The organism is Bacillus sp. FSL M7-0558 (assembly GCF_038003245.1).
GTDB lineage: Bacteria > Bacillota > Bacilli > Bacillales > Bacillaceae > Bacillus > Bacillus pumilus.
In genome coordinates this window covers 308,624-329,724 of the sequence record NZ_JBBOOU010000001.1, presented here as the reverse complement: position 1 = coordinate 329,724, position 21,101 = coordinate 308,624, and the positions used below count along the sequence as shown (strand labels likewise).

Genomic DNA, 21,101 nt, shown 5'->3' with positions numbered 1-21,101 from the left:
CTTGACTCCCTTTCATTCAAGTGATGAAGGGCTAAATAACTTTCTATTTTAGCCCTTGTCATCTTTCTGATTGACCCGGAAGACCCTGATGATTCAAAAGGAGGGCTTACCGGAGCAGTTTGTTAATCCTTCGGAAGCTGCCCTTGCGGTGTGTAAAGCCAAATCAGCCATAAAGGTTCATCTCCTGTATTTACATGCTGGTGCGAGACACCGTCTGGAATGAACATGAAATCATTTTGTTTAAAGGACTGCCTTTCTCCATCACAAATGACTTCGCCAGATCCTTTAATCACATAATCAAATTCCTCTGAACCTGGGTGATTGTGCACTGAACTTGCTTCTCCCGGTTCAAAAATGGTGAGACCTGCCATCATATGCTCGGACCCAACAGTATCTGGTGTAATGGTTTGAAATACCTTTCGAATCATTTGCTCCTCTGGATGATCTAAACCTAACCATAATGGGTTCCCATCTTGAAACGGATTCAATACTTTAATTTTCATTGTTACTTCCTCCTCGTTATGTTTAATTCACGCTGACATGTGAGCGCTTTGAATTTGGTGAATAAATATCATTAATATTCCAATGTCCATCCGTAGGGACAGGATCATTTTTCATTGCTACATCGATGACGCAAGGCTCTTGAGATGCAATTGCTTCAGCTAAAGCTTCTTTGAATTCAGAAGCAGAGGTGATTTTAATCCCCTTCATCCCATAACCTCTTGCAATGGCAGCAAAATCCGGAGAATAGCTTTCTCCACCTTTTCTGAAAACAGTACCGTACGTCGTTTCATAGTGCGCCATTTGCAAGCCAGCTATTGTTCCAAACGCACTGTTATTCATCACAATCCACACAACAGGAATGTTCTCTTCAACGGCTGTTGCGAGAACGGATGGATTTTGACCGAATCCGCCGTCCCCAACGAGTGACACAACGACACGGTCAGGCTGGGCAATCTTTGCCCCAAGTGCGGCAGGTGCTCCAAATCCCATCGTTGCAAAGCCGCCTGGTGTTAGAATGGTCCCTGGCGTGAGCACAGGAAATTGCTGTCCCACCCCATTTTTATTCCAGCCAACATCCGTTGTAATAAAGGCATCTGGCGGTAATACTTCTCGCACTTCCTGCAAAATACGCTGCGGCTTCATTGGGAAGGATTGATCTTGAATGTTCGTCAGGTTGCTCGCCTGAAACTCCTTACGATATGCCGCAATTTCCTTTTTCAATTCAGGTCGATTCAGCCCTTCTGGCAGTCTTTCTCTCGCCACTCGATTGAGTACAGTCAAGGCCTGCTTCAGATCAGCTACTGCTCCAATGTCAACAGGATAGTTACGTCCAATTTCATTCGGATCAATGTCAATATGAATGAGCTTGGTTGATGGGAAACGGAACGTATATTCTGATTCCCACGAACTCGCATCAGCTTCAGCAAAACGGGTGCCTAAAGCCAATATATAGTCCGCCGCTTTGCACTGATCATTGATAAATTTTGTCCCCCAAAATCCTGTCATTCCAAGGGTCATTGGGTGATCATCTGGCATGGCTCCTTTCCCCATCAAAGAATGGGCGACAGGGATACTTAGATGATCAGAGAATGCCTTTAATTCTTCAGCTGCGTCAGCTAGTAAAATGCCTCCCCCTACATATAAAAGCGGCCTTTCTGCCCGCAGCAATCGATCTAATATCCGATTGGCCGTTTGATCATCAATTGAAGGCTTTTCAATGGTCTGTGTATGATGGTTGATTTGTTCAAACAAGGACACATCTAGGTCTTTTGAGAACACATCCATTGGAACAGATATCAGCACTGGGCCAGGACGGCCGCTTTCAGCTAACTGAAATGCTTTTGATAAAATCTCTGGAAATAATTCTGGAATATCGACTCGCCATGCTCTTTTCACAAACGGCCGGTAAATTTCGTATTGAGAGGCATCGGAATGAAGATTGATCTCTTGATGTGGGTGCTTTCCGTAGTAATGACTCGGGACATCTCCTGCAATGACAACCATTGGAATGGAATCAAGTGCTGCATTCGCTACCCCTGTTGCCGCATTGGTGAGTCCAGGACCTAGATGACTGAGAACAACAGCTGTCTGTTTCTTTGCTCGCGCATAACCATCTGCTGCATGTGCCGCTATCTGTTCATGTCTGACATTTACAAATTGAATCGAGCTTTTTTCAAGCGCTGATAAAAAAGCAATATTCGTATGACCGCAGAGACCAAAAATATGCTCGACTCCCCGATTCTCTAAATACTGAATAACCTGTGTAGAAATATTCTTCTTCATGTTTCTCTCCTCTCACGGTATCTGCTACTCTCTTATTCTTTGAAAAACAATAGATAGAACGCTGTTCAAATCCTGTATTGCCACTTGCCCGGGAGCTGAGCTTTCTTTCCCTACAGCAAAGGTCATGACAGATCCAAAAAGTCCACCAACCATTCTTGTAAAAGCCCCATATTCCCCCATTGCCATCGAAATAACGGGAATCGACAGCTGCTTGTTCGCATGGCTGGTCGCAGAGAGCAGTGTTAATGCATCCTCATAGGAATGCGGCATCACTGCAATCTTTGCGATGTCGGCGCCGACTGATTCTGCATTGACGAAGAGCTGCACGAGACGATCCAACTCAGGGGTACGCTGGAAATCGTGATACGACACAATTAAGGTGACCCCATTACTTTTAGCCGCCTGACTGACTTGCTGTAAATGTGTCACATCATGCATCAATTCATAATCAACGGCGTCCACAAGCTGTGTGGAACAAAGCTCGACAAGCAGAGAAACCTTCTCATTTTCTGAGAGTGATATACTTTCGCCGCCCTCCTTTTCAGAGCGGATGGTGAATAAAAATGGTATGTCCTTTGCCTTTTCTACCATTCCCTTAAGGGTTTCTATGACTTGTTCCTTGTCATGAAGGTGATGAAAAAAATCCGCCCGCCACTCTATCACATCAGGCTTCTTCTCAGTTAATACCTCGACCTCATGAAACAATTCTTCCTTTGTTTGCCCGATGAGCGGCGTACAAATCATTGGCTGACCGCCTGTCTGCACACTTTTTACCTTTTGCTGAAATGCATTCACATCCAAACGCCCCTTTCACAGACCCTGTGGAAGCACGATCATTTTGGTTTCGGTCATCTCCTCAATAGCGAAACGCGGACCTTCTCTTCCAAGACCACTTCGCTTAATTCCTCCATAAGGCCAATGATCCAGTCTAAAATTTGATGTCCCATTGATGACAACACCGCCAGTTTCAAGCTCTTTTGCTGCGTGTAAAGCAACATCCAGCTGATTCGTAAAGATCCCTGCCTGCAAACCATATCGACTATCATTTGCTTCTTTAATTGCCTCCTCCAGCTCCGCATAAGGAAGAATGCTGACAACTGGGCCGAATACTTCCTCACAGACGACCTTGGCCTGTTTCGGAGGGTTCAGCAAAATAGCCGGTGTGATGCTCGCTCCATTTCTTTTTCCCCCACATAAAAGCTGTGCCCCCATACTCTCTGCCTCTTGTATCCATGTCTCAACACGCTGCGCGGCCTGTGCATCGACCATACAACCAATATCACTCTCGCTGGACAGCGGATCTCCAACGACAAGCTGCTCTACTTTTTGTTTTAATACCTCAGTAAACGACGGCATTATTTCCTGGTGGACATAAATTCTTTGAACAGAAATACAGCTTTGACCAGAATTACTAAAGCCTGTCTTGGCACAAAGGGATGCGGCTTGTTCAATATCAGCATCGTGATGAACAATCGTCGCGCCATTCCCTCCGAGTTCGAGCAATACTTTTTTTAATCCCGCAGAGGTTGTAATATGCTCTCCTCCGGCAGCCCCGCCGGTAAAAGAGATGAGATTCGTTCTTTCATCAGTGACTAACTGTTTCCCAGCCTCGACCCCGCCAATCACAAGCTGCAAACTCGCCTCAGGGAACCCTGCTTCGAGAAGGAGTTTGACAAACGCTGTAGCAACAGCTGATGTTTGCGGTGCAGGCTTCAAAATAATGACATTCCCTCCCGCAAAAGCTGGACCAACTTTGTGACAAATTAAGTTGAGCGGTGCATTAAAAGGAGTAATCGCCAGCACAACTCCGACTGGTATTTTAAATGTCATGGCCATTGCTCCCTGCCCACGCGATGATACATTGCCTGGAATGGTCTCACCTACTAATCGATTCGCTTCTTCCGCCGACTGCGCTAGCGTCTCGATTGATCGTGAGACTTCATCTCTTGTATTTTTAAGCGGTTTGCCTAATTCTAACGAAATCAGTTTTGCGAAATGGTCTTTTTGTTCTTCAAGCAAGGTGGCTGCTTTCGTTAGAAGCTTTGAGCGTTCGATTGCCGATATTCCCGCTATTTGTTTTTTAGCATGCTGCGCAATAGAAAGTGCCTGTTCTATGTCTTCTGATGAGGCGAGATATGATGTACCGATCCTTTCTCCTGAGTAAGGATTGATGATATCTGTTTTCACACGATCGGTATCCATCCACTCGCCGTTTATATATGATAATGCTTTTAAACTGCTCAAATTTTCTCTCCCTCCTTGAGGTGCCGCGTTCCATGTCCTGCATAACGAACCAATCTTTCTTCGTTCGGACAAGGTCCCTTCACGAGGGCTCCCTTTCTCAGCTCCTCATATGCATGCGCCACGATGCCCATTCCTCTGGATAAGGAAAAAATGCCTTTTGCTGCTTCTGCTGGAATGTTTAATTCACATTGGATTGCAGCAGATACACCGTCTATATTCATCGTGATTTTCTTCCCTTTCAGGTGTTCAAGCTCATGTCTAATCGCTTCGGCTAACCGTAAATATATCCCACTGATAAGACCTTGCTGGACATATGTGTGACTTAGCTCATATAGACGTCTAACCCTCGGATCATCATCATGAAGCTGATGGCCGATCCCCGGGATTTTTTCCTTGCGAGTTAACCATGTGTGACATACTTGCTTGGCCGCAGACTGTATATCCTTTTGATCATCGTAGATCGCTTTGGCTTCGTATAACATACGCATGGCCTTCTCTCCGGCTCCGCCATGAATATCACCTAATAAATTCACCCCTGTTGCAACAGAGGAATTAAACGAAATGCCGCAAGTCACCGCCATTCTGGCAGCTGCAATAGATGGCGCTCTTGGTCCATGGTCCGCGCCTGCGACAAGAACACTTTCAAAAAGAGCTGCTTTTGAATCATCCAATAATTCACCAACAAGCAGTAAATAAAGCATTTGTGGATACGACAGTTCGCCAATCAGTTCTTCAATCGGATAACCTCGAAGTTCAATTGAATTTTTTTGAATATGACTAATCTCAGTTTCCCACCAAGCGCCTCCCTCTTTGTAGATTTCCAGTGCACTTCGATTTTTCATTGTGTCAATCATTCCTTTAGCTTCTTATTTGGAGGTGAACCACCCCTTTATTCCATTCAGTGGAATCTAATTTCACTTTTCGGAATGTGGTTTCATTGTAAGCGCATTCTTTTTCTTCGTCAATCATTTTTTCTGAAAATACTGTAAATAGCAGTGAAATTAAGTGAATCGAACTAATTATGCTTGCTTTTTTTGATCAAAAAAATCTTTATTTAGTTAAATGGACTTAAGTAGATCGTTCTACTAATTTAATGAATTTTTGGTTATTTTGTCAAACCCATTTAAAAATTCAACATAAAAAAACCTCTCCGTCTACTGGAGAGGTCGCTTTTTTATTTCCACCAGTCATCAAACATGGAAGCGGGTACTTGGCGTTTATGCTCTGATTGAACATAGCGCTTTTCAATCGCTTCTGCTGCTTGTTCTGACACGGGCTTACCTTCTAAGTAATCATCAATTTCATTGTACGTAATGCCTAGTTCTGTTTCATCCGTTTGCTGAGGTTTGTCATCAAGCAGATCGGCTGTCGGTTTCTTTAAGTATAGGCGCTCTGGTGCTTGCAGCGCTTCTAGCAGTGTCCGGCCTTGGCGTTTCGTCAGACCTGTGAGCGGGAGAACGTCTGCACCGCCGTCACCATATTTCGTGAAAAACCCAGTGACTGCTTCGGCTGCATGATCTGTACCAATGACAAGTAATCCTTCTTCTCCTCCAACAGCATATTGCGCGATCATTCGCATGCGTGCTTTGACATTCCCTTTATTAAAATCAGACAACGGTCCGCCTGTGTCTTTTTGATATTGTTCACTGAATGCCGTCACGGCAGGCGCAATATCATATTTCCACGACTTGTCCGGCTGAATAAATGATAAAGCGAGCTGGGCATCATCTTCATCCTGCTGCACGCCATGCGGGAGACGCACCGCAATAAAGACTACCTCTTCCTTTCCTTCTTGACGCAGTTCAGATGCAGCGAGCTGTGCAAGACGGCCAGCGAGCGTTGAATCCTGTCCGCCGCTAATGCCGAGAACGAATCCTTTCGCGCCGGTTTTTTTCAAGTAGTCCTTTAAAAATCCAACCCGTTTTTCAATCTCCTGCTTCGGGTCAATTGAGGGCTGCACATGCAACTCTTGGCTGATCTTTTTTTGCAAACTCATACACTTTTCCTCCTAAGCATCCTCTACATGAAGAGAACAGGTTTTACTCTAAATTCATTGATTTGACAACGTTTTTTGAATCTTCATTATACCATGTTTTCAGGAAGAACATTTTGTAAGACGTTCCCCTATTTCATCAATGATCAAACATTCACAAATGAAAAAGACCCTGTCGATACGGACTGGCCTTTTTTTCAATCAATTTCTACCCGTATAGATGTACAGCTTGCGCCATTACACTTCCCAATATCAGCAGGGCATGCGGATACGGCCACAATGAGGTCCATTTCGGCTCGCAGACGAATGTAATCACCGGGAAGAGATTTTGGCAGCTCCACAGACAGCTTTCCTTTTTCATCAATGACTGTATTCATAAAGGCATTAAAAGGATAGTACATATCCTCCTTCGGAATCCCAAATGGTTCAAAGGCAGTCCTTAAATTATCGTAGCATGTATGCATGACCTCTAAATGCGTCCGTCCGTATAAAAGCTGGTACATTTCTTGCCGGCAGGCGGGCATATATAAATCATGGCACTCGACTGTATCTTCAATGACCGTAAACATCGGTTTGTATAAATTAGAATAGAGCTTATCGCCTTTTTTCACTTTGGACGAAAATAGGCTGTCCATTGTCGCGCCTTGGTCAAATTTTTCATAAAAATCCTTTTCGTGATAGGCCATGACATCTGCTACTTGCTGGCCTTCAACATCAACCACCCGCATACATTGGCCTTTTCCTAAACGAAAGCCCAGTCTGCCCTTTGGTAAAATGACATATTCTCCGTTCATCACATACACTCCTTTCCTTGACAGTATGCCCAAAACGTCCTTTTGATCATGTATAAAAAAAAGAGGCGGTCACAAGCTAATGTCATTGAAACAGAAAGGTGTTGCGCATGCATTGAAAGAAGAACAAACTTTATCTTGGTGGCAGCTTTCTCTCATCGGAGTCGGCTGTACGATTGGCACTGGTTTCTTCCTTGGTTCCAGCATTGCCATTACAAAGTCCGGTTTTTCCGTCTGCATTTCTTTTTTACTTGCTGCGGTTGGAACCTATCTCGTCTTTAAACATTTGGCTGCGATGACAGCCGATAATCCTGATAAAGGGTCATTTTGTTCCTATGCTCGTAAAGCATATGGACGCTGGGCAGGGTTTAGCAATGGCTGGGTGTATTGGTTCGCAGAAATGCTGATTACAGGAAGTCAGTTAACAGCAATTTCTCTTTTTACCCGCCACTGGTTTCCATCTGTGCCGCTCTGGGTGTTTTCTGCAATTTATTCCGCTCTTGCCCTGCTCGTGATTATCATAGGGCTCTCTTCTTTTCAAAAGACAGAAAATGTCCTTGCGGTACTGAAGACAGCGGCGATTTTTCTATTTATGATCCTTGCTGTGCTTGTGTTATTCGGTATTCTGACAGATCATAAACCAACCCTTCACCTCCCAAACAAAGATCACGAATGGATGCCGCTCGGTCCGCTTGGTCTTTGGAATGGATTGATTTACGCGTTTTATGCATTTGGGGGAATAGAAGTCATGGGGCTGATGGCGGTTCATTTAAAGGACCCGAAAGATGCAGCAAAGTCTGGACGCGTCATGCTGATCATTCTAGCGGTGATCTATATCGTCTCAATTGGACTTGCTCTCTTGCTTGTCCCAGTGACAGCCTTTAATGAGAACAGCAGTCCCTTTATTACATCATTAGAGCCATTTCATTTATCGATCTTTCTTCATATCTTTAATGGCATTTTCATTATTGCCGGCTTTTCGACATTGGTTGCCTCTCTCTATGCAGTCACGACGCTGCTTGGCACGATGTCAGAGCATCAAGATGCACCTGCTTGTTTTAAACAAAAAGACCCATCTCATGTCAGATGGTCTTCGATTATCTTAACTGCTGCTGGATTAATTGTCTCGATTTTGCTTGCGCTCTTTTTGTCCAAACACATCTACGAGCACCTCACAACAGCAGCCGGCCTTACCCTTCTGTACACGTGGGTCTTCATTCTGTTCTCAAGTAAAAAGCTATCAAAGCCATCCACTCGCCAAACGTGCGAAATGTTTCTTGCACTGCTCCTGATTGGAGCCGCCATTTCAGGCACTTTAACAGAGGCAAGCGGACGACCTGGCTTTTTTATCAGCCTTGGGATCATTGCAGTGATTGCCATCATGGTGCTATTTATGAGGAAAAAGTGGAAGCAGCAGGATCAGACCGCATCATAATTTCATCATGTTTCTTAATGCAGTAAAAGGACATTTGGCGGAGGCTGGTTTCTCCGCCTCTTCATCTGGGAGAAAGTATTGCTTCCATTCATGATTGGTCGGATCACCGTACCATTTTAATGATGGATGAACGCCGACCTCATCATACGCTTTGAGCCGCTTGCGAACGAGCTGGCTCATTTTTTGACCAAACTTGGTCGATCCATTCAATTTCTCAAACACCCATCTAGGCTGAAATGCCATTAAGACATAAGGAAAGTGGCGGCTTTTTCTGAGCTTATGAGCCGGTGTGGAGCATAAAATAAAATACGCTTCCCCGTGAAAGCAATACTCCCACTCATGATGATGAGCATCTAGCGGAATATCCTCAGGCCATGGCACTTCATCTTTCTGGTGCAGTCGTTGAAGCAATGACCAAAACTGCTGCTCAAGCTCTTCAAGCGAACTTTCCTTTAAATCCTGTGGTGTTTCAAAAAAGCATATAAATGAAGCATATTGACCCGTTTCTTTCGCACAGCTTTGATATTCTCTCAGCAGCTGCGCTAATTCCTCAACAGCTTCCTCTTTTCTCGGATCACCCACAAACCCATAGCGTAAATGATCGAGAAAAAATCCCTGTCTTCCTGGGACACAAGGGAATGTATCTGCCTCATCTCCTACCATCTCTCCAAATAGCGTAAAAGCATCCTGCTTCCATTCTTCTAGTGATCGTAGATTTTGATCAAGGCAACTTTTTGCATACAACTGGGCCATTTCCTTCCACCTCGTTTTAGCGTCTTCTCCATAGCCTATGAGAAAAAAAGGCTGTGGTGACTGTCCCTAAGCGACTTTCCTTGCGCATTCCAGAGGTGGATGTTCTCATTCAAATTCAGCATGTATGTGCGTCTTTCACTCCATGCTGCTTCTTTTAATAGAGCGCTTTTGTATCTTCCCTATGATCGGTTCTTCATCAAAAAGACAGAATCGAGCACCCAATAAATGAGAGCTGAGCAAAAGCTAAACAGATAGACTTTGTAGCTAATGAACACAACCAGTCCATAATCAATCCATAACGCTAACGCAGAGCAAATCACCCACGCCGCAAGAAAATAAACAAGTAAGTCACGGCCTCGAAACCTTCTAGGATGCCTGTGTAAAACAAGCTGAATCGGTGCAGCAAACACTACATAAGCGATTAAAATCAGCAGACTTGTCATCTCCACATAACCAAAGCCTGATTCAGTCGGGATAAATAGCATGGTATATACGAATGTCGCTGTGATGACTGATAAGATCAGCATGCACAAATAGTTGAATACTGGAAGAAAAATACGCATGGCAAAGCTCCTTGAATCCATTTTATATCTCACCATTATTCAAGAATGTGTTATGTCTGTCAATCCTTACAAAAAAAGCAGACTGACATGAGTCTGCTTTTCTACCCAATCAACGCCATGATCCCTTGATACCCGAAATAAGCGCCGAAACCAAGTAAAGATAAGCCTGCAAGCACGGATAAGCCATGTAAGACACGTTCACTTAAATAGCGCCTAAACGAACTAGCAAGCAGCGCCATGCTGAAATCCCAGATCAACATGCCGATAAAAATAGCCAAGCTGTACATCAGCATTTGAGATGCCCCATACTTTTCGATCGTATTGGCCAAAATACTGCCGTAGATACCAAGCCAAAATAAAATACTGAGCGGATTGGAAAGAGAAATGAAAAACCCCGTCATAAATGACTGACCCATCGAAGTGTTTCCTCCATCCTTTTTCGGGCTCTCCTGCAAATTGATTTTACGTAGGCTCTCAATGCCGGTATAGGTCAAAACAAAAAAGCCGAATAGCCACAAAAAGGTTTTCACAAGAGGTGCGGTCAAAAGCTGGGCGACACCAAAATAGATGAGGAGCATATAGACAATATCCGCAGCCATTGCCCCCACACCAAAAATCCACGCGTGCCAAAATCCACTTTTAATCCCTCTGTCGATTTGAGCTGCATTGACTGGCCCAACAGGCGCTGAAAGTGACAACCCTAAAAAGATATAACCAAAAAACACCGCCACATAGACGTCCTCCTTTTGATGCTGACTTGTACATATTATTCAAACGTTCTATGGTTTAGTACAAGTCCTTTGCCATCTTTTCAGGTGGACTCAAGGGAGCATCGGGTATTGCTTATCGATCGGCTTTCAGCGCAGATTGTTGCGGCAGGACCGTTTCCTTTTTCGTAGCACGTTTCATTTGAATCGCAGCTGCACACAGAAGAACAGCTAAGAAGGCGAAAACAAAGACGGCACTTGCTGCTCCTGCCCATTCAAGACTAAAGCCGATCAAGAAGGACAAGCAGGCTCCGCCTAAACTTGCGGCTGCAATAAAGTAACTCGTCGCCTCGTCGATCGCATTTTCAATCATTAATGCAGATGCAGTCAGTGCGATTGGGAACATACCAGCTGCACACAGACCGATGAAAAAGATGAGAAGCAGCTGCGCGGCGATGTGGGTTGTCAGGGCAAATACAACGAGCAGCAGAATCATGAGTGCTGCGCTTAGCTTTAAAAAACGCAGCGGGTGCAACTTATCAGCTTTTCTCGCAATGACAGTTCTGCCAATGACGATCGCTGTCCAAAAGGTAGAGACTGCAAAGAGACCCCAATTGTCTCCCCCCTTCTCCAGCATGATCGACGGCAAAAAGTTCGCAAAGTTCGTTTCAATCCCTGCGTAGAAAAAGGCAAAGCAAATCATGATCACCACAATGATTCGATTGTTTCGATCAACAAGTAAGGACGGTTTTCTTACCTCATTGGAAGGAGCAGTCATCTGTCCACTAGGCAATTTGTTCATGAAGGCAAGCCAGAGCATAAGGAAGAATGTCAGTGCACCGACTTGAAATAAAAACACATAGTGCCACGTCTGTTCATTGACAGTTAGTAAAATCACAAGCGGAAATAACAGTGCTCCTAACCCAAAGAAGACCTCCATGATGCTGATTCGCTTCGCACTGTTTGCCATCGAAATCACATACGCTCCGGCTGTTGTCTCAAGACTGCCTGCCCCGCTCCCAAGAAAAAAACCTGCCAGCACAAGTGTTGACCAGCCAGGAACCAAAAGCCCAAGCAGAAGTGACCCGATCATCAGCAAAAGACCCATGGTCAGAACAGCGCCGTAGCCTTTTTTCCTCACAAGGATGGGGGATAAAAGAACCCCTGTCAAAAAACCAATAAACTGAAAAAAGATTAAAGAAGATAATTCCCCAGGACCCTTATCGTAACTAGACAGTAAATAAGGAGTTAAGCTGCCAAAAAACACATGAATGGTCCCAATAAAAAAATAAAAGACACAGCCAAAATAAAATACTTTTTTCATCTTTTCACTTCCTCTAAAAAGGAGCGGAGTTTTGACATCCTCCGCTCCACCTCTTTAATATGTCTGGGCAGACTCGACAGCCTCTTCCCTCTCGAAGCACGTATTAAGCGCTGCTTGTGCGCGATACCCGTCTACAAAATCAGCGACTTTCATATGAGATGGATATGGATCTGTATTCACCCAGTGCATCAGCTGATCACGGAACGTATCAGACCATCCGTAAAATTCGTTTGGCGGATCTGTCAGCAAGGTTTGCGGCATTTGATGACGCTCCACACACAAGCCATCACTGATCTCGTATTCGTTTTTCATGTTCGTATGGTATTTGAATACCTTGTCATGACCAACGACTTCAACACTAAATCCGCATTCCTCAGGCTGCGTGCTTTTGGATGTGACCAAGTGAAAGAACACTTGATTCTCCATCTGACCGAAAATTTCGGTATGATCATCCACCTGCACCTTTTTCTCTTCTTTTTCCTTTACATGTGTCAGCATCTTCGTATTAAGTGATTCTTTCTTCATGTCACTGCCAAATAAGTACCACAGCATATCAATTAAATGAATACCAAGATCTCCTAAAGCGCCGCTCGTGCGCAGACTCTCACCGCTGTCTCTCCATGAAAATGTCTTTCTTCTGAGGGCACTGTTTTTCTTAAAATGAGTCCTGACAGTCAAAATGCGGCCTAATTCACCATTGGCAATCAAGTTCTTCAAAATATTCACAAAGGATAAGTAACGATAGTTAAAGCCCATACTGGCTTGAACCTGGAACTGTTTGGCTGTCTCCACCATTTCCTCCGCTTCCTTCAGCGACACAGCCATCGGCTTTTCACATAAAATGGGCTGTCCTGCTCTTAGTGCCTGAAGGGCATGGTCTTTGTGACAAAAATTAGGGGAGGCAATGATCAACCCATCAGATGCATCTGCTAAAGTTTCGATACTTGAATACACGCGTCCGCCATACTGTTTAATGAATCCCTGTGCAACTGATTCATGTAAATCATAGACACCGGATAACTCTGCACCTTTGATCGTTGATAATGCTCTTGCATGTGCTTTTGCAATATTCCCTGCTCCAACAATTCCAATTTTCTTCATGAATGTGCCTCCTCATGTTTATACATCACTGTTTTCAGTGTTTCATAGATTCCTTTTGCATACCCATGATGACAAATTTGATGATGGTGCCGCTTGGCTTCGGCCGTCGCATTTTGGACGAGAAAACCATGCGTGACGGATTGAAGCATCCGCAAATCGTTCCCACTATCTCCAAAGGCAAAGCCTTGATCTTTCGATAAATCATATTGGTTCAGCATAAAGCGGACAATTTCATCCTTCCCTGTGCCGACTGGTAAAAAATCGACATCATAGCAGTCAGCAGGGTCTCCTGCGAGCGGATTGCATTTGTTGATGTTGACCGCCACCCCGCGCTCTTTGGCAAGTGTTTGGATGAATGATAGATGATGAAGATCTGTCCGTTCATCCTGCTCCTGATAATAGAAATTCTTCTTATACCCTGAGCTGCCCAGCTGCGTTTGCGGTCTGAGATGAATTCCCTTTTCACGTATGGTTTCGAGGATGTCTTCAATTTTTTCATCTGAGAAGCCCTGTGCATCCAGCCGCTTCATCCACTCCGCATCTGGCTGTCCAAAACGAGCATCCGATGTATACACAATCTCAGTCCCTAAGTTCGACGCAATAAAATGCGGGAATTGATAAAAACCGCCTGTTTCCATTTTACTTGTGACAGAATCGAGGCTACTTCCCGTGACCCAGCCAAGCATGAGCTGTCCTGCTTCACTCTTTTCTGCCACAAAGGCTTCCAGCCGCTTGACATCCTCTCTCTGCTCATCGGTCATTTTGTGAGAATAATAGGTTTCATCAAAGTCACAGAAGACGATCCATTTCGGATTTTCCGGCTGATTCAGCAGCTTTTTATTGAATGGAAGACTTGATAACATGATGAACCCCCTCGATGACCTTCTCCTGATCTTGCAGCGGCATGCCTGGATACAGCGGCAAGTGAAGTAATTCCTGTGCTGCTTTTTCCGTTTGTGGAAGTGTCGTTTGTTTATACTTTTGAGAAACAAGATTTGTTTGATGCTGATGCGATAGAATTGGGTAATAAACATCCGTTTCTATGCCCATTTTCAGCAATTTTGCTGCAAGCTCATCTCGCTCTCCCTTCATCACTCTAATCGGGAACAGATGCCAGACGTGATCATCCGTTAGCTTCGGAAGCTTCAAGTATCCTTCTTCCTCAAGCGTTTGTAGCTGGTCAATGTATCGCTTTGCTAAGTAGAAACGTTTAAAGTTTTGTAACCCTAAATACTTCATACGTTCGAGTCCGATCGCTGCCTGCAAATTATCAATTTTCGAATTAAAGCCGTAGTCACTGCGTTTGACATTTTTCTTTCCTACTTCAAAGCCGTGATAGCTGATCTCCATGCATTTTTCCGCTAAGGCTTCATCATTTGTCGCGATGGCTCCGGCCTTGCCGCAGACACCAAGATTTTTGTATGGATTAAAGCTGAGAACAAGCCCATCTCCATATGCTCCAAGACCAGTGCTCCCGATCGCCTGACAGCCATCTTCAATGATTTTTAGCCCATGCTTTTTTGCAATCGCCGAAATGGCCTTCATATCCGCTTGTTTTCCATATAAATGAACCGGAAGAATGCATGCCGTTTGATCTGTGATATGCTTCTCTATTTCACTCGGTGCCAAGCAGTAAGTATCTGGATCAATATCGGCATAGACTGGAACAGCCCCAATCGCAAGCACTGCATTTTCTGTTGCAGCAAAGCTATTCGCTGGCAAAATGACCTCATCTCCTGGAGTGACGCCTGCTGATATAAGGCTGATCATTAGGGCATCTGTTCCACTTGACGTGGCAATGACATATTTCTTCCCTAAGTACTCAGCGAGCTGCTTTTCAAACGCCGGGATATATGGCCCTGAAGTAAAACGGCCAGAACTCAATACTTCTTTCAGCACCTGCATAATATCATCGATTTCATCCTCTGAAATCAGTTTATCAACTGGCAGAAACGGTATCTTTTTTTCCTTATTTTGTTTATAATGGAAGAGAATTTTTTCCAATCCTGTGTGCCCTATATCTTGCTCGAGGAACGTCACCAGCTTTTCATTTGCTAGGTGCTTCTCAACTGAATCAGACTTTACTTGAACACCTTGATTGATCATATCCAGCAAAGGAAGATAATCCTTGCTTTTACCTGATATCTTCGTCAATATTTGCATTCCATTCCCTCCAATTAATCAATTCCATTTGTTAATATTTAACTTGTTTCACATTGTAAATGATGTTATCGATTTCAGAACAATAACTTTGTGTAAAGGATTTGTTAATATGTGTACAATTTATGAAATTGCCAAACGCTGCGGGGTTTCAACCACCACCGTTTCCAGAGTGCTGAATCATCATCCATATGTGTCAGAGGAAAAGCGCCAGCTCATTTTACAGGTGATGAAAGAAATGGAATATACACCGAGTTCAGCGGCTCGCACCCTTCGTTCACATCAGACAAAAACCATTGCTGTGTCTGTCCCGGCTGTGGACCATCCTTTTTTTGCACAATTCATTAAAGGAATTTCAAAAGAAGCACTGGATCAAGGCTATAAAGCCATCGTGCTTCAGACGTTTTATCAGGAATCATTAGAGCTTGAAGGGCTTCAATTATTAAAAAGAAGAGAAGTAGATGGGGTCATATTAGGGGCATTAGAAAATCCGTGGGAAAAGATCGAGCCATTTTTAACGAACGGCCCTATTGTCATGGCGAATGAATATCATCAAACAGCAGACATCCCGATTATTGGATACGATGAGCGGGAAGCTGCCTATAAAGCAGTTGACTACTTGATTCAGTCGGGGCGGAAATCGATCGGGTTTTGCTTTGATACAGAAAGCAGTGAAGCACAGAAACAAAGGAAACAGGGCTATCTCGATGCTCTTTCTGCACACGGCTTGCCGCTGCATGACGATTGGCTGTTCGGCGAGGCCTTCACCATTGAAGACGGTTTTCGCTTAATGGATGTCATCCATAACATGAAGAATGCACCTGATGCCATTTTCACCGGTAATGATCAAGTCGCAGCAGGACTCATTAAACAGGCCATTTCATATGGTTATCACATTCCTAAGGATCTAGCGGTGATTGGCTATGACAATCAAGACATTTGCGAGGTGACGGCTCCAACGATCACCACAATCGACATCCCGATCGTAGAGCTTGGCCAGCGGTCTGTGCAGCAAATAATCGAGATCCTGCAAGACCAAAAACCATTACAGCGTGAACATATCCAGCTGCCTACCTGGCTCGTGATAAGGGAATCGACATAAACAAAAAAGACTAAGAGCTGTCTCAGTCTTTTTTGGTGACAAAGGGCTAAAATGATCTTTATTTTAGCCCTTTGTTTTCCTTTTTTCAGCGTGATAGAAAACCTTTGCAGTCTAGGAAGGACGAGCAACGGAGCGGAGCGAATTTGACATTCGTGAGCACCGGAGCACAGGCCTGACAAAGAATGCGAAGATTTGTCTACACGCTGTGACTGAGAGCTGTCTCAGTCTTTTTTTAAACCTATATAAATTGAGCAAGAATGAATGTCCATACACACACTATGCCGAGCAGGATGAAGCTGTACTTCACAGTCTTTTGGAAGAGCTCAGATTCTTTACCTGTTTCTCCAACTGCTGCTGTAGCAATGGCGATAGATTGTGGAGAAATTAATTTTGCCATGACCCCGCCTGTTGTATTTGCTCCGATTAACAAACCTGCTTGAGAGCCGATTTGAGAAGCAGTAACTGCTTGAAGGTTACCGAATAAGGCGTTGTTACTCACGACAGATCCTGTAATAAACACCCCGATCCAGCCAAGCACTGGGCTGACAAGCGGGAACAAATCGCCTGTTTTGGCAAGTGCAAGCCCAATGGCTGAACTTAGTCCAGCAAAGTTCGCCAAGTTGGCAAAGCCCATGACAAAACAAATAGTGAGAACTGGTACCCAAAGCTCTTTCACTGATGCTTTTAAGCAGGCAGCGCCTTCTGTTAATGTAATATGTCTGCTAAACAAACCTGTCAGCATCACCGCAATCAGAATGGCAGTACCCGTTGCACTGATCACATCAATTTTAAAGATCGCATCAATAGGTGTTGCTGTTTGTGCAATTGGTGGTAATTTCACAATTTGCTGATGCAAAAATGGCATTTTCACTAAAATGGTTGTCCAGTTGAGAGGTCCTCCTACAGCAAACAATGCTTTAAATGCTGGCAGACTCCATACCGTAATCACGGCAGTTAAAATATAGAATGGAGACCATGCTTTCAGCACTTCAACGCCGCGATACGTTTGTTTCTGTTCAATGTCTGGTGCCCCTTCTTCACGATAAATATGTTTCGGCTGCCATTTTCGAAGAAATAAAGCCAAAATCCCCATACTTGCTAAAGCTGAAATAATATTGGCAAGCTCAGGACCCATTGTCACCATTGTGACAGCTTGCAAAATGGCATAGCTTCCACTCACAACAAGCAAGGCAGGGAGCGTTTCTTTAATCCCTTTGAATCCGTCCACAATGAGAATGAGTAGGAACGGAATACAGAATGAAATAAACGGAATCGTAAACACAAGGGTTTGAGATAATGCAAGCGGCGTCATATTGCCCATTTGCGCCCCTGTAATGACTGGGATACCCACAGCACCAAATGCGCCAGACGCAGCATTGGCAATTAAGCAGAGCATCGCAGCTTTCAGCGGTTTAAACCCAAGCTCTGTTAAGAGAGCGGCACTAATCGCAATCGGTACACCAAACCCAGCGGCTCCCTCTAAAAATGCGTTAAAACTAAAACCAATTAATAAGAGCTGAAGACGTTGATCTTGAGAGATTCCTGCAATACTAGAACGAATAACATCGAATTTACCAGATTTCACAGCAATTTTATAGAGCCACACCGCCATGATGACGATATATCCAATCGGCCACAGCCCATTAGATATACCGAGCAGCACAGCAGATAATGCTTTTTCAATTGGCATATGAAAGAAGAAAACCGCTGTTACAAAACTGACGATTAAGGTAAAACAAGCGGCTAAAACACCTTTTAACTTAAATACGGTTAATGCAAGTAGGAAAAACAAAATTGGAAGCATTGCTACCAATGCACTCACGAACTCATTACCAAACGGATTATATATTTGCTGCCACATAGTGATTCATCCTTTTCTGCTCAGATAGGTTGCTTTTGATTAAAAATGAGGAGCCAAAATCTCTTTTAACACATTCACACTGTGCGCGAATTGTTCTTTTTCTGTATCATTCAGTGCAAGCTCTATCACTTCTGTTGCGCCATTTCGATTCACAAGGGCAGGTACACCAATGTAGACATCTTCTGCTCCGTACTCTCCATCTAAGTAAGTGCTGACAGTCAAAATACTGTTTTCATTGTGCAGAATCGCTCTTGTTATGCGGGCCAAACTCATCGCTACGCCGTAGTAAGTAGCGCCTTTTTTCTCAATGATTTGATAAGCGGCATGACGGACATTTTCCATCATCTCATCTAAATCTTCTTGTTTGTATTGATCATTTTTCTTCATTAATTCTGTAATCGGTACACTTCCGATATTCGCATGACTCCAAACAGCAAGCTCTGTATCCCCATGCTCTCCAATGATGTACGCATGCACATTGTGTGCCGCTGCGTCAAAGTACTCACTAAGCATGTATCTAAATCTTGCAGTATCAAGTGTAGTTCCACTGCCGATCACTCGTTCTTTTGGCAGTCCACTGAATTTCCAAGTCGCATATGTTAAAATATCAACAGGGTTTGTGGCGACTAAGAAAATACCATCGAATCCACTTTTCATCACATTGTCTACAATGCCTTTAAATATATTTAAGTTTTTTTCAACAAGGTCAAGTCTCGTTTCACCTGGCTTTTGGTTCGCTCCAGCACAGATACACACAATGTCCGCATCCTTACAATCCTCATAATCTCCATACCATGTGTTCACCGGATGCGGAGCAAATGCTTTCCCGTGGTTTAAATCCATGACGTCACCCATTGCTTTATCTTGATTCAAATCGATGACAACCAATTCATCTGTGATCACTTGATTTATTAATGTAAAGGCATAACTGCTACCTACAAAACCTGCTCCAATAAGTGCTACTTTGTTTACTTTTTCGTTTGTCATTTATCTCATCCTCCTGAGTAAAACTAGGTTGTTTTCTGTATGTGAAGTATTTCACATTCTTATTGTGCAACACTTCACAAACTTTTTCAAGGGGGTTTCTGAAAAAAAATATGTTGCGAATTTGTGAACACACTTATTGTGCTTTCAAAGCGCTGTCTCCATGCATATTTCCACAAGAAAAAAGCTGCCAAGCCATTGTCAGCAGCTTTATACATGTTAATAAGGTCCCCAATTGATCATCACGCCGATGCAAATAAAGACAAGGCCAATGACAAACCAAATGAGCGCAAGCGGCACCATAAAACGAAGCCACTTCACATAAGGAATACCACTTGCAGCAAGCACAGCCATGAGCACACCTGACGTCGGATTGATACAGTTAACCACCCCTTCACCAAGCATCACCGCTTCTACAGCGACCTGTCTTGTGATGCCCATTAAGTCAGCCAGCGGCGCAAGAATTGGAATAAAGACAACCGCTTCTCCTGATCCTGATGAAATCAAAAAGTGAAGAAGTGCACTCGCAATATACATCCCGATCGCACCAGCAATTGGACTAAATCCTGTCAACATACTCGCCAAGCCATTAACCACAGTATCAAGCAGCTTACCGTTTTCCAAAATGACAGAAATGCAGCGTGCCATCCCAACAATGAGTGCGCCGTAAACAAGACTTTGACAGCCGATGATAAACGTTTTCGCAATATCATTGGCTGCTAATCCGCCAAGCAATCCAGCAGCAATGGCCATGAAAATGAAGACTCCTGCCATTTCCTTATCGGTCCAGCCAAGCTGAAGCGCGCCATATAAGAAGCCCCCAAGAGACAATCCACACACTGCTAAAATCAGCTTATGTCTGCCCGTAAATGCAGGCTTGTCCACAGATTCTGCATCAGATCCGCCAAGTCCCTTCGCAGGAAACCATTCATCTCCAAGAAGACTTCCCTTCTCTTTATTCTTTAGGCGTCTTGTATATAAATAGATGTACACAATACTAGATATAAGAAAACAAAGATAAATAATGACACGCAGGCCAATGCCAGAAAAAATCGGCAGCTCTGCAATCGTCTGAGATAACCCCAGTGGAGATGGAGACAATATGGTTGCGTTAAACCCGGCATAACAGCCGATATAAATGACCGCAGCTCCTGCCACAGCATCCCATTTCAAGGATCTTGCCACAATGATCCCGATTGGAATAAATCCTATAACAGAGTTCACGACAATTCCGGTCGTTCCAAGCACTGAAAATAATCCTCCAACAATACAAATAAACAATAATTGCTTAGTTTGAAATCTGCTGATGACATGGTGAATCATTCCGTTAATGGCACCTGTTTTCTCCAAAATGGCTATGGTTCCACCAGTAAATAGAATGAGAAAAATAATAGAAGAAGACCCTACCATCCCTTCCTGAATGGCTGTAAAAAAGCCCACTGGACTTACGGGTGATTGATCAATGCGGTGATAGCTGCCAGGAACAGCTGTTGTAATTTCCCCTGACGTCTTTCGGTCAAATTCACCTGCTGGCACAAAATACGTTGCAACGGTACAAATGAGCGCAATGATAAATAAGAGAACATACGCATCCGGCATTTGAAGTTTTCTTTTTTGTTTCTCTGGTGGTAATACTGCTGCTGTTTTCATGTGTCAAAACCCCTTTGTCTCGATTGGAATTTCACTTAATTTTCTGAATAATCAAATGATGTGTTATATTATAAACACTGATGATATTTAAGATCAATATTATTTCACTAAAAGAATATTTTGACAGATTTTCTGTCAGCAAGGAGG

The 21,101-nt window shown here is 43.8% G+C and carries 19 protein-coding genes; 2 read left to right on the top strand and 17 right to left on the bottom strand.

Features of this window, described 5'->3' with window-relative positions:
- Positions 1 to 122 precede the first annotated feature (122 nt).
- The 7 genes from MHB79_RS01775 to MHB79_RS01745 all read right to left on the bottom strand — a co-directional run bounded on the left by MHB79_RS01775 (position 123) and on the right by MHB79_RS01745 (position 7,317).
- Positions 123 to 503: a cupin domain-containing protein gene (locus MHB79_RS01775; protein ID WP_003216877.1), complete on the bottom strand. Its 381-nt coding sequence runs from the start codon at positions 501 to 503 to the stop codon at positions 123 to 125.
- Positions 504 to 525: 22 nt separating this feature from the next.
- Positions 526 to 2,286 carry a thiamine pyrophosphate-binding protein gene (locus tag MHB79_RS01770; RefSeq protein WP_340988779.1) on the bottom strand — a complete coding sequence of 587 codons (1,761 nt, stop codon included), beginning with the start codon at positions 2,284 to 2,286 and terminating at the stop codon, positions 526 to 528.
- Between the two features lie 24 nt (positions 2,287 to 2,310).
- The gene (gene aroD, locus MHB79_RS01765) at positions 2,311 to 3,087 is read right to left on the bottom strand and encodes a type I 3-dehydroquinate dehydratase (RefSeq protein ID WP_340988777.1); all 777 of its coding nucleotides are present in this window, start codon (positions 3,085 to 3,087) and stop codon (positions 2,311 to 2,313) included.
- Between the two features lie 9 nt (positions 3,088 to 3,096).
- Positions 3,097 to 4,530, bottom strand: a complete 1,434-nt coding sequence (locus MHB79_RS01760; protein ID WP_050943270.1) for an aldehyde dehydrogenase family protein — start codon at positions 4,528 to 4,530, stop codon at positions 3,097 to 3,099.
- Positions 4,527 to 5,384 (bottom strand): citryl-CoA lyase, encoded by an 858-nt coding sequence (locus MHB79_RS01755; protein WP_226804624.1) that lies wholly within the window; start codon positions 5,382 to 5,384, stop codon positions 4,527 to 4,529. Before MHB79_RS01755 ends, MHB79_RS01760 begins: the two co-directional genes overlap by 4 nt.
- Positions 5,385 to 5,704: 320 nt before the next feature.
- Positions 5,705 to 6,526: an ammonia-dependent NAD(+) synthetase gene (gene nadE, locus MHB79_RS01750; protein WP_050943271.1), complete on the bottom strand. Its 822-nt coding sequence runs from the start codon at positions 6,524 to 6,526 to the stop codon at positions 5,705 to 5,707.
- A 194-nt stretch (positions 6,527 to 6,720) separates the two neighbouring features.
- Positions 6,721 to 7,317: a DUF1989 domain-containing protein gene (locus tag MHB79_RS01745; protein ID WP_003217259.1), complete on the bottom strand. Its 597-nt coding sequence runs from the start codon at positions 7,315 to 7,317 to the stop codon at positions 6,721 to 6,723.
- 79 nt (positions 7,318 to 7,396) lie between these two features.
- On the opposite strand from MHB79_RS01745, the gene MHB79_RS01740 reads away from it, so the two are divergent.
- Entirely contained in the window at positions 7,397 to 8,749 is a 1,353-nt protein-coding gene (locus MHB79_RS01740) for an amino acid permease (protein WP_003217176.1), read from the top strand.
- On the opposite strand, the gene MHB79_RS01735 is transcribed toward MHB79_RS01740, so the two are convergent.
- From MHB79_RS01735 to MHB79_RS01705, 7 genes are all read right to left on the bottom strand, one after another.
- Positions 8,744 to 9,502 (bottom strand): YqcI/YcgG family protein, encoded by a 759-nt coding sequence (locus MHB79_RS01735; RefSeq protein ID WP_003216950.1) that lies wholly within the window; start codon positions 9,500 to 9,502, stop codon positions 8,744 to 8,746. The two genes, MHB79_RS01740 and MHB79_RS01735, sit on opposite strands and share 6 nt — an antisense overlap.
- A 179-nt stretch (positions 9,503 to 9,681) precedes the next feature.
- Positions 9,682 to 10,065, bottom strand: a complete 384-nt coding sequence (locus MHB79_RS01730) for a UPF0715 family protein (protein WP_003216904.1) — start codon at positions 10,063 to 10,065, stop codon at positions 9,682 to 9,684.
- Between the two features lie 101 nt (positions 10,066 to 10,166).
- Positions 10,167 to 10,796: a LysE family translocator gene (locus MHB79_RS01725; RefSeq protein ID WP_309216140.1), complete on the bottom strand. Its 630-nt coding sequence runs from the start codon at positions 10,794 to 10,796 to the stop codon at positions 10,167 to 10,169.
- Positions 10,797 to 10,908: 112 nt separating this feature from the next.
- Positions 10,909 to 12,096 (bottom strand): MFS transporter, encoded by a 1,188-nt coding sequence (locus MHB79_RS01720; protein ID WP_340988774.1) that lies wholly within the window; start codon positions 12,094 to 12,096, stop codon positions 10,909 to 10,911.
- Between the two features lie 54 nt (positions 12,097 to 12,150).
- The gene (locus MHB79_RS01715; RefSeq protein WP_050943283.1) at positions 12,151 to 13,197 is read right to left on the bottom strand and encodes a Gfo/Idh/MocA family protein; all 1,047 of its coding nucleotides are present in this window, start codon (positions 13,195 to 13,197) and stop codon (positions 12,151 to 12,153) included.
- Positions 13,194 to 14,060: an HAD-IIB family hydrolase gene (locus tag MHB79_RS01710; protein ID WP_251191162.1), complete on the bottom strand. Its 867-nt coding sequence runs from the start codon at positions 14,058 to 14,060 to the stop codon at positions 13,194 to 13,196. Before MHB79_RS01710 ends, MHB79_RS01715 begins: the two co-directional genes overlap by 4 nt.
- Entirely contained in the window at positions 14,035 to 15,360 is a 1,326-nt protein-coding gene (locus MHB79_RS01705; protein ID WP_003217022.1) for a DegT/DnrJ/EryC1/StrS family aminotransferase, read from the bottom strand. Before MHB79_RS01705 ends, MHB79_RS01710 begins: the two co-directional genes overlap by 26 nt.
- A gap of 109 nt (positions 15,361 to 15,469) precedes the next feature.
- On the opposite strand from MHB79_RS01705, the gene MHB79_RS01700 reads away from it, so the two are divergent.
- A complete protein-coding gene (locus MHB79_RS01700; RefSeq protein WP_340988767.1) occupies positions 15,470 to 16,459 on the top strand; it encodes a LacI family DNA-binding transcriptional regulator in 990 nt (329 codons plus the stop codon).
- 238 nt (positions 16,460 to 16,697) lie between these two features.
- Here the strand turns inward: MHB79_RS01700 and MHB79_RS01695 are convergent, their stop codons facing one another.
- The 3 genes from MHB79_RS01695 to MHB79_RS01685 form a co-directional block, all read right to left on the bottom strand.
- Positions 16,698 to 18,320: an L-lactate permease gene (locus tag MHB79_RS01695; RefSeq protein ID WP_050943287.1), complete on the bottom strand. Its 1,623-nt coding sequence runs from the start codon at positions 18,318 to 18,320 to the stop codon at positions 16,698 to 16,700.
- A gap of 39 nt (positions 18,321 to 18,359) precedes the next feature.
- Entirely contained in the window at positions 18,360 to 19,307 is a 948-nt protein-coding gene (locus MHB79_RS01690; protein ID WP_003217251.1) for an L-lactate dehydrogenase, read from the bottom strand.
- Between the two features lie 216 nt (positions 19,308 to 19,523).
- Complete coding sequence (locus MHB79_RS01685) at positions 19,524 to 20,954, bottom strand: YfcC family protein (protein ID WP_003217247.1); 1,431 nt, start codon at positions 20,952 to 20,954, stop codon at positions 19,524 to 19,526.
- Positions 20,955 to 21,101: the final 147 nt, after the last annotated feature.

Bases quoted from the DNA above. Each gene is read 5' to 3' on its own strand.
- nadE (WP_050943271.1), bottom strand. From the start codon at position 6,526: ATGAGTTTGCAAAAAAAGATCAGCCAAGAGTTGCATGTGCAGCCCTCA.
- MHB79_RS01720 (WP_340988774.1), bottom strand. From the start codon at position 12,096: ATGAAAAAAGTATTTTATTTTGGCTGTGTCTTTTATTTTTTTATTGGG.
- MHB79_RS01775 (WP_003216877.1), bottom strand. From the start codon at position 503: ATGAAAATTAAAGTATTGAATCCGTTTCAAGATGGGAACCCATTATGG.
- MHB79_RS01705 (WP_003217022.1), bottom strand. From the start codon at position 15,360: ATGCAAATATTGACGAAGATATCAGGTAAAAGCAAGGATTATCTTCCT.
- MHB79_RS01745 (WP_003217259.1), bottom strand. From the start codon at position 7,317: ATGAACGGAGAATATGTCATTTTACCAAAGGGCAGACTGGGCTTTCGT.
- MHB79_RS01690 (WP_003217251.1), bottom strand. From the start codon at position 19,307: ATGACAAACGAAAAAGTAAACAAAGTAGCACTTATTGGAGCAGGTTTT.
- MHB79_RS01730 (WP_003216904.1), bottom strand. From the start codon at position 10,065: ATGCGTATTTTTCTTCCAGTATTCAACTATTTGTGCATGCTGATCTTA.
- MHB79_RS01715 (WP_050943283.1), bottom strand. From the start codon at position 13,197: ATGAAGAAAATTGGAATTGTTGGAGCAGGGAATATTGCAAAAGCACAT.
- MHB79_RS01735 (WP_003216950.1), bottom strand. From the start codon at position 9,502: ATGGCCCAGTTGTATGCAAAAAGTTGCCTTGATCAAAATCTACGATCA.
- MHB79_RS01695 (WP_050943287.1), bottom strand. From the start codon at position 18,320: ATGTGGCAGCAAATATATAATCCGTTTGGTAATGAGTTCGTGAGTGCA.
- MHB79_RS01770 (WP_340988779.1), bottom strand. From the start codon at position 2,286: ATGAAGAAGAATATTTCTACACAGGTTATTCAGTATTTAGAGAATCGG.
- MHB79_RS01700 (WP_340988767.1), top strand. From the start codon at position 15,470: ATGTGTACAATTTATGAAATTGCCAAACGCTGCGGGGTTTCAACCACC.
- MHB79_RS01740 (WP_003217176.1), top strand. From the start codon at position 7,397: ATGTCATTGAAACAGAAAGGTGTTGCGCATGCATTGAAAGAAGAACAA.
- MHB79_RS01685 (WP_003217247.1), bottom strand. From the start codon at position 20,954: ATGAAAACAGCAGCAGTATTACCACCAGAGAAACAAAAAAGAAAACTT.
- MHB79_RS01755 (WP_226804624.1), bottom strand. From the start codon at position 5,384: ATGATTGACACAATGAAAAATCGAAGTGCACTGGAAATCTACAAAGAG.
- MHB79_RS01710 (WP_251191162.1), bottom strand. From the start codon at position 14,060: ATGTTATCAAGTCTTCCATTCAATAAAAAGCTGCTGAATCAGCCGGAA.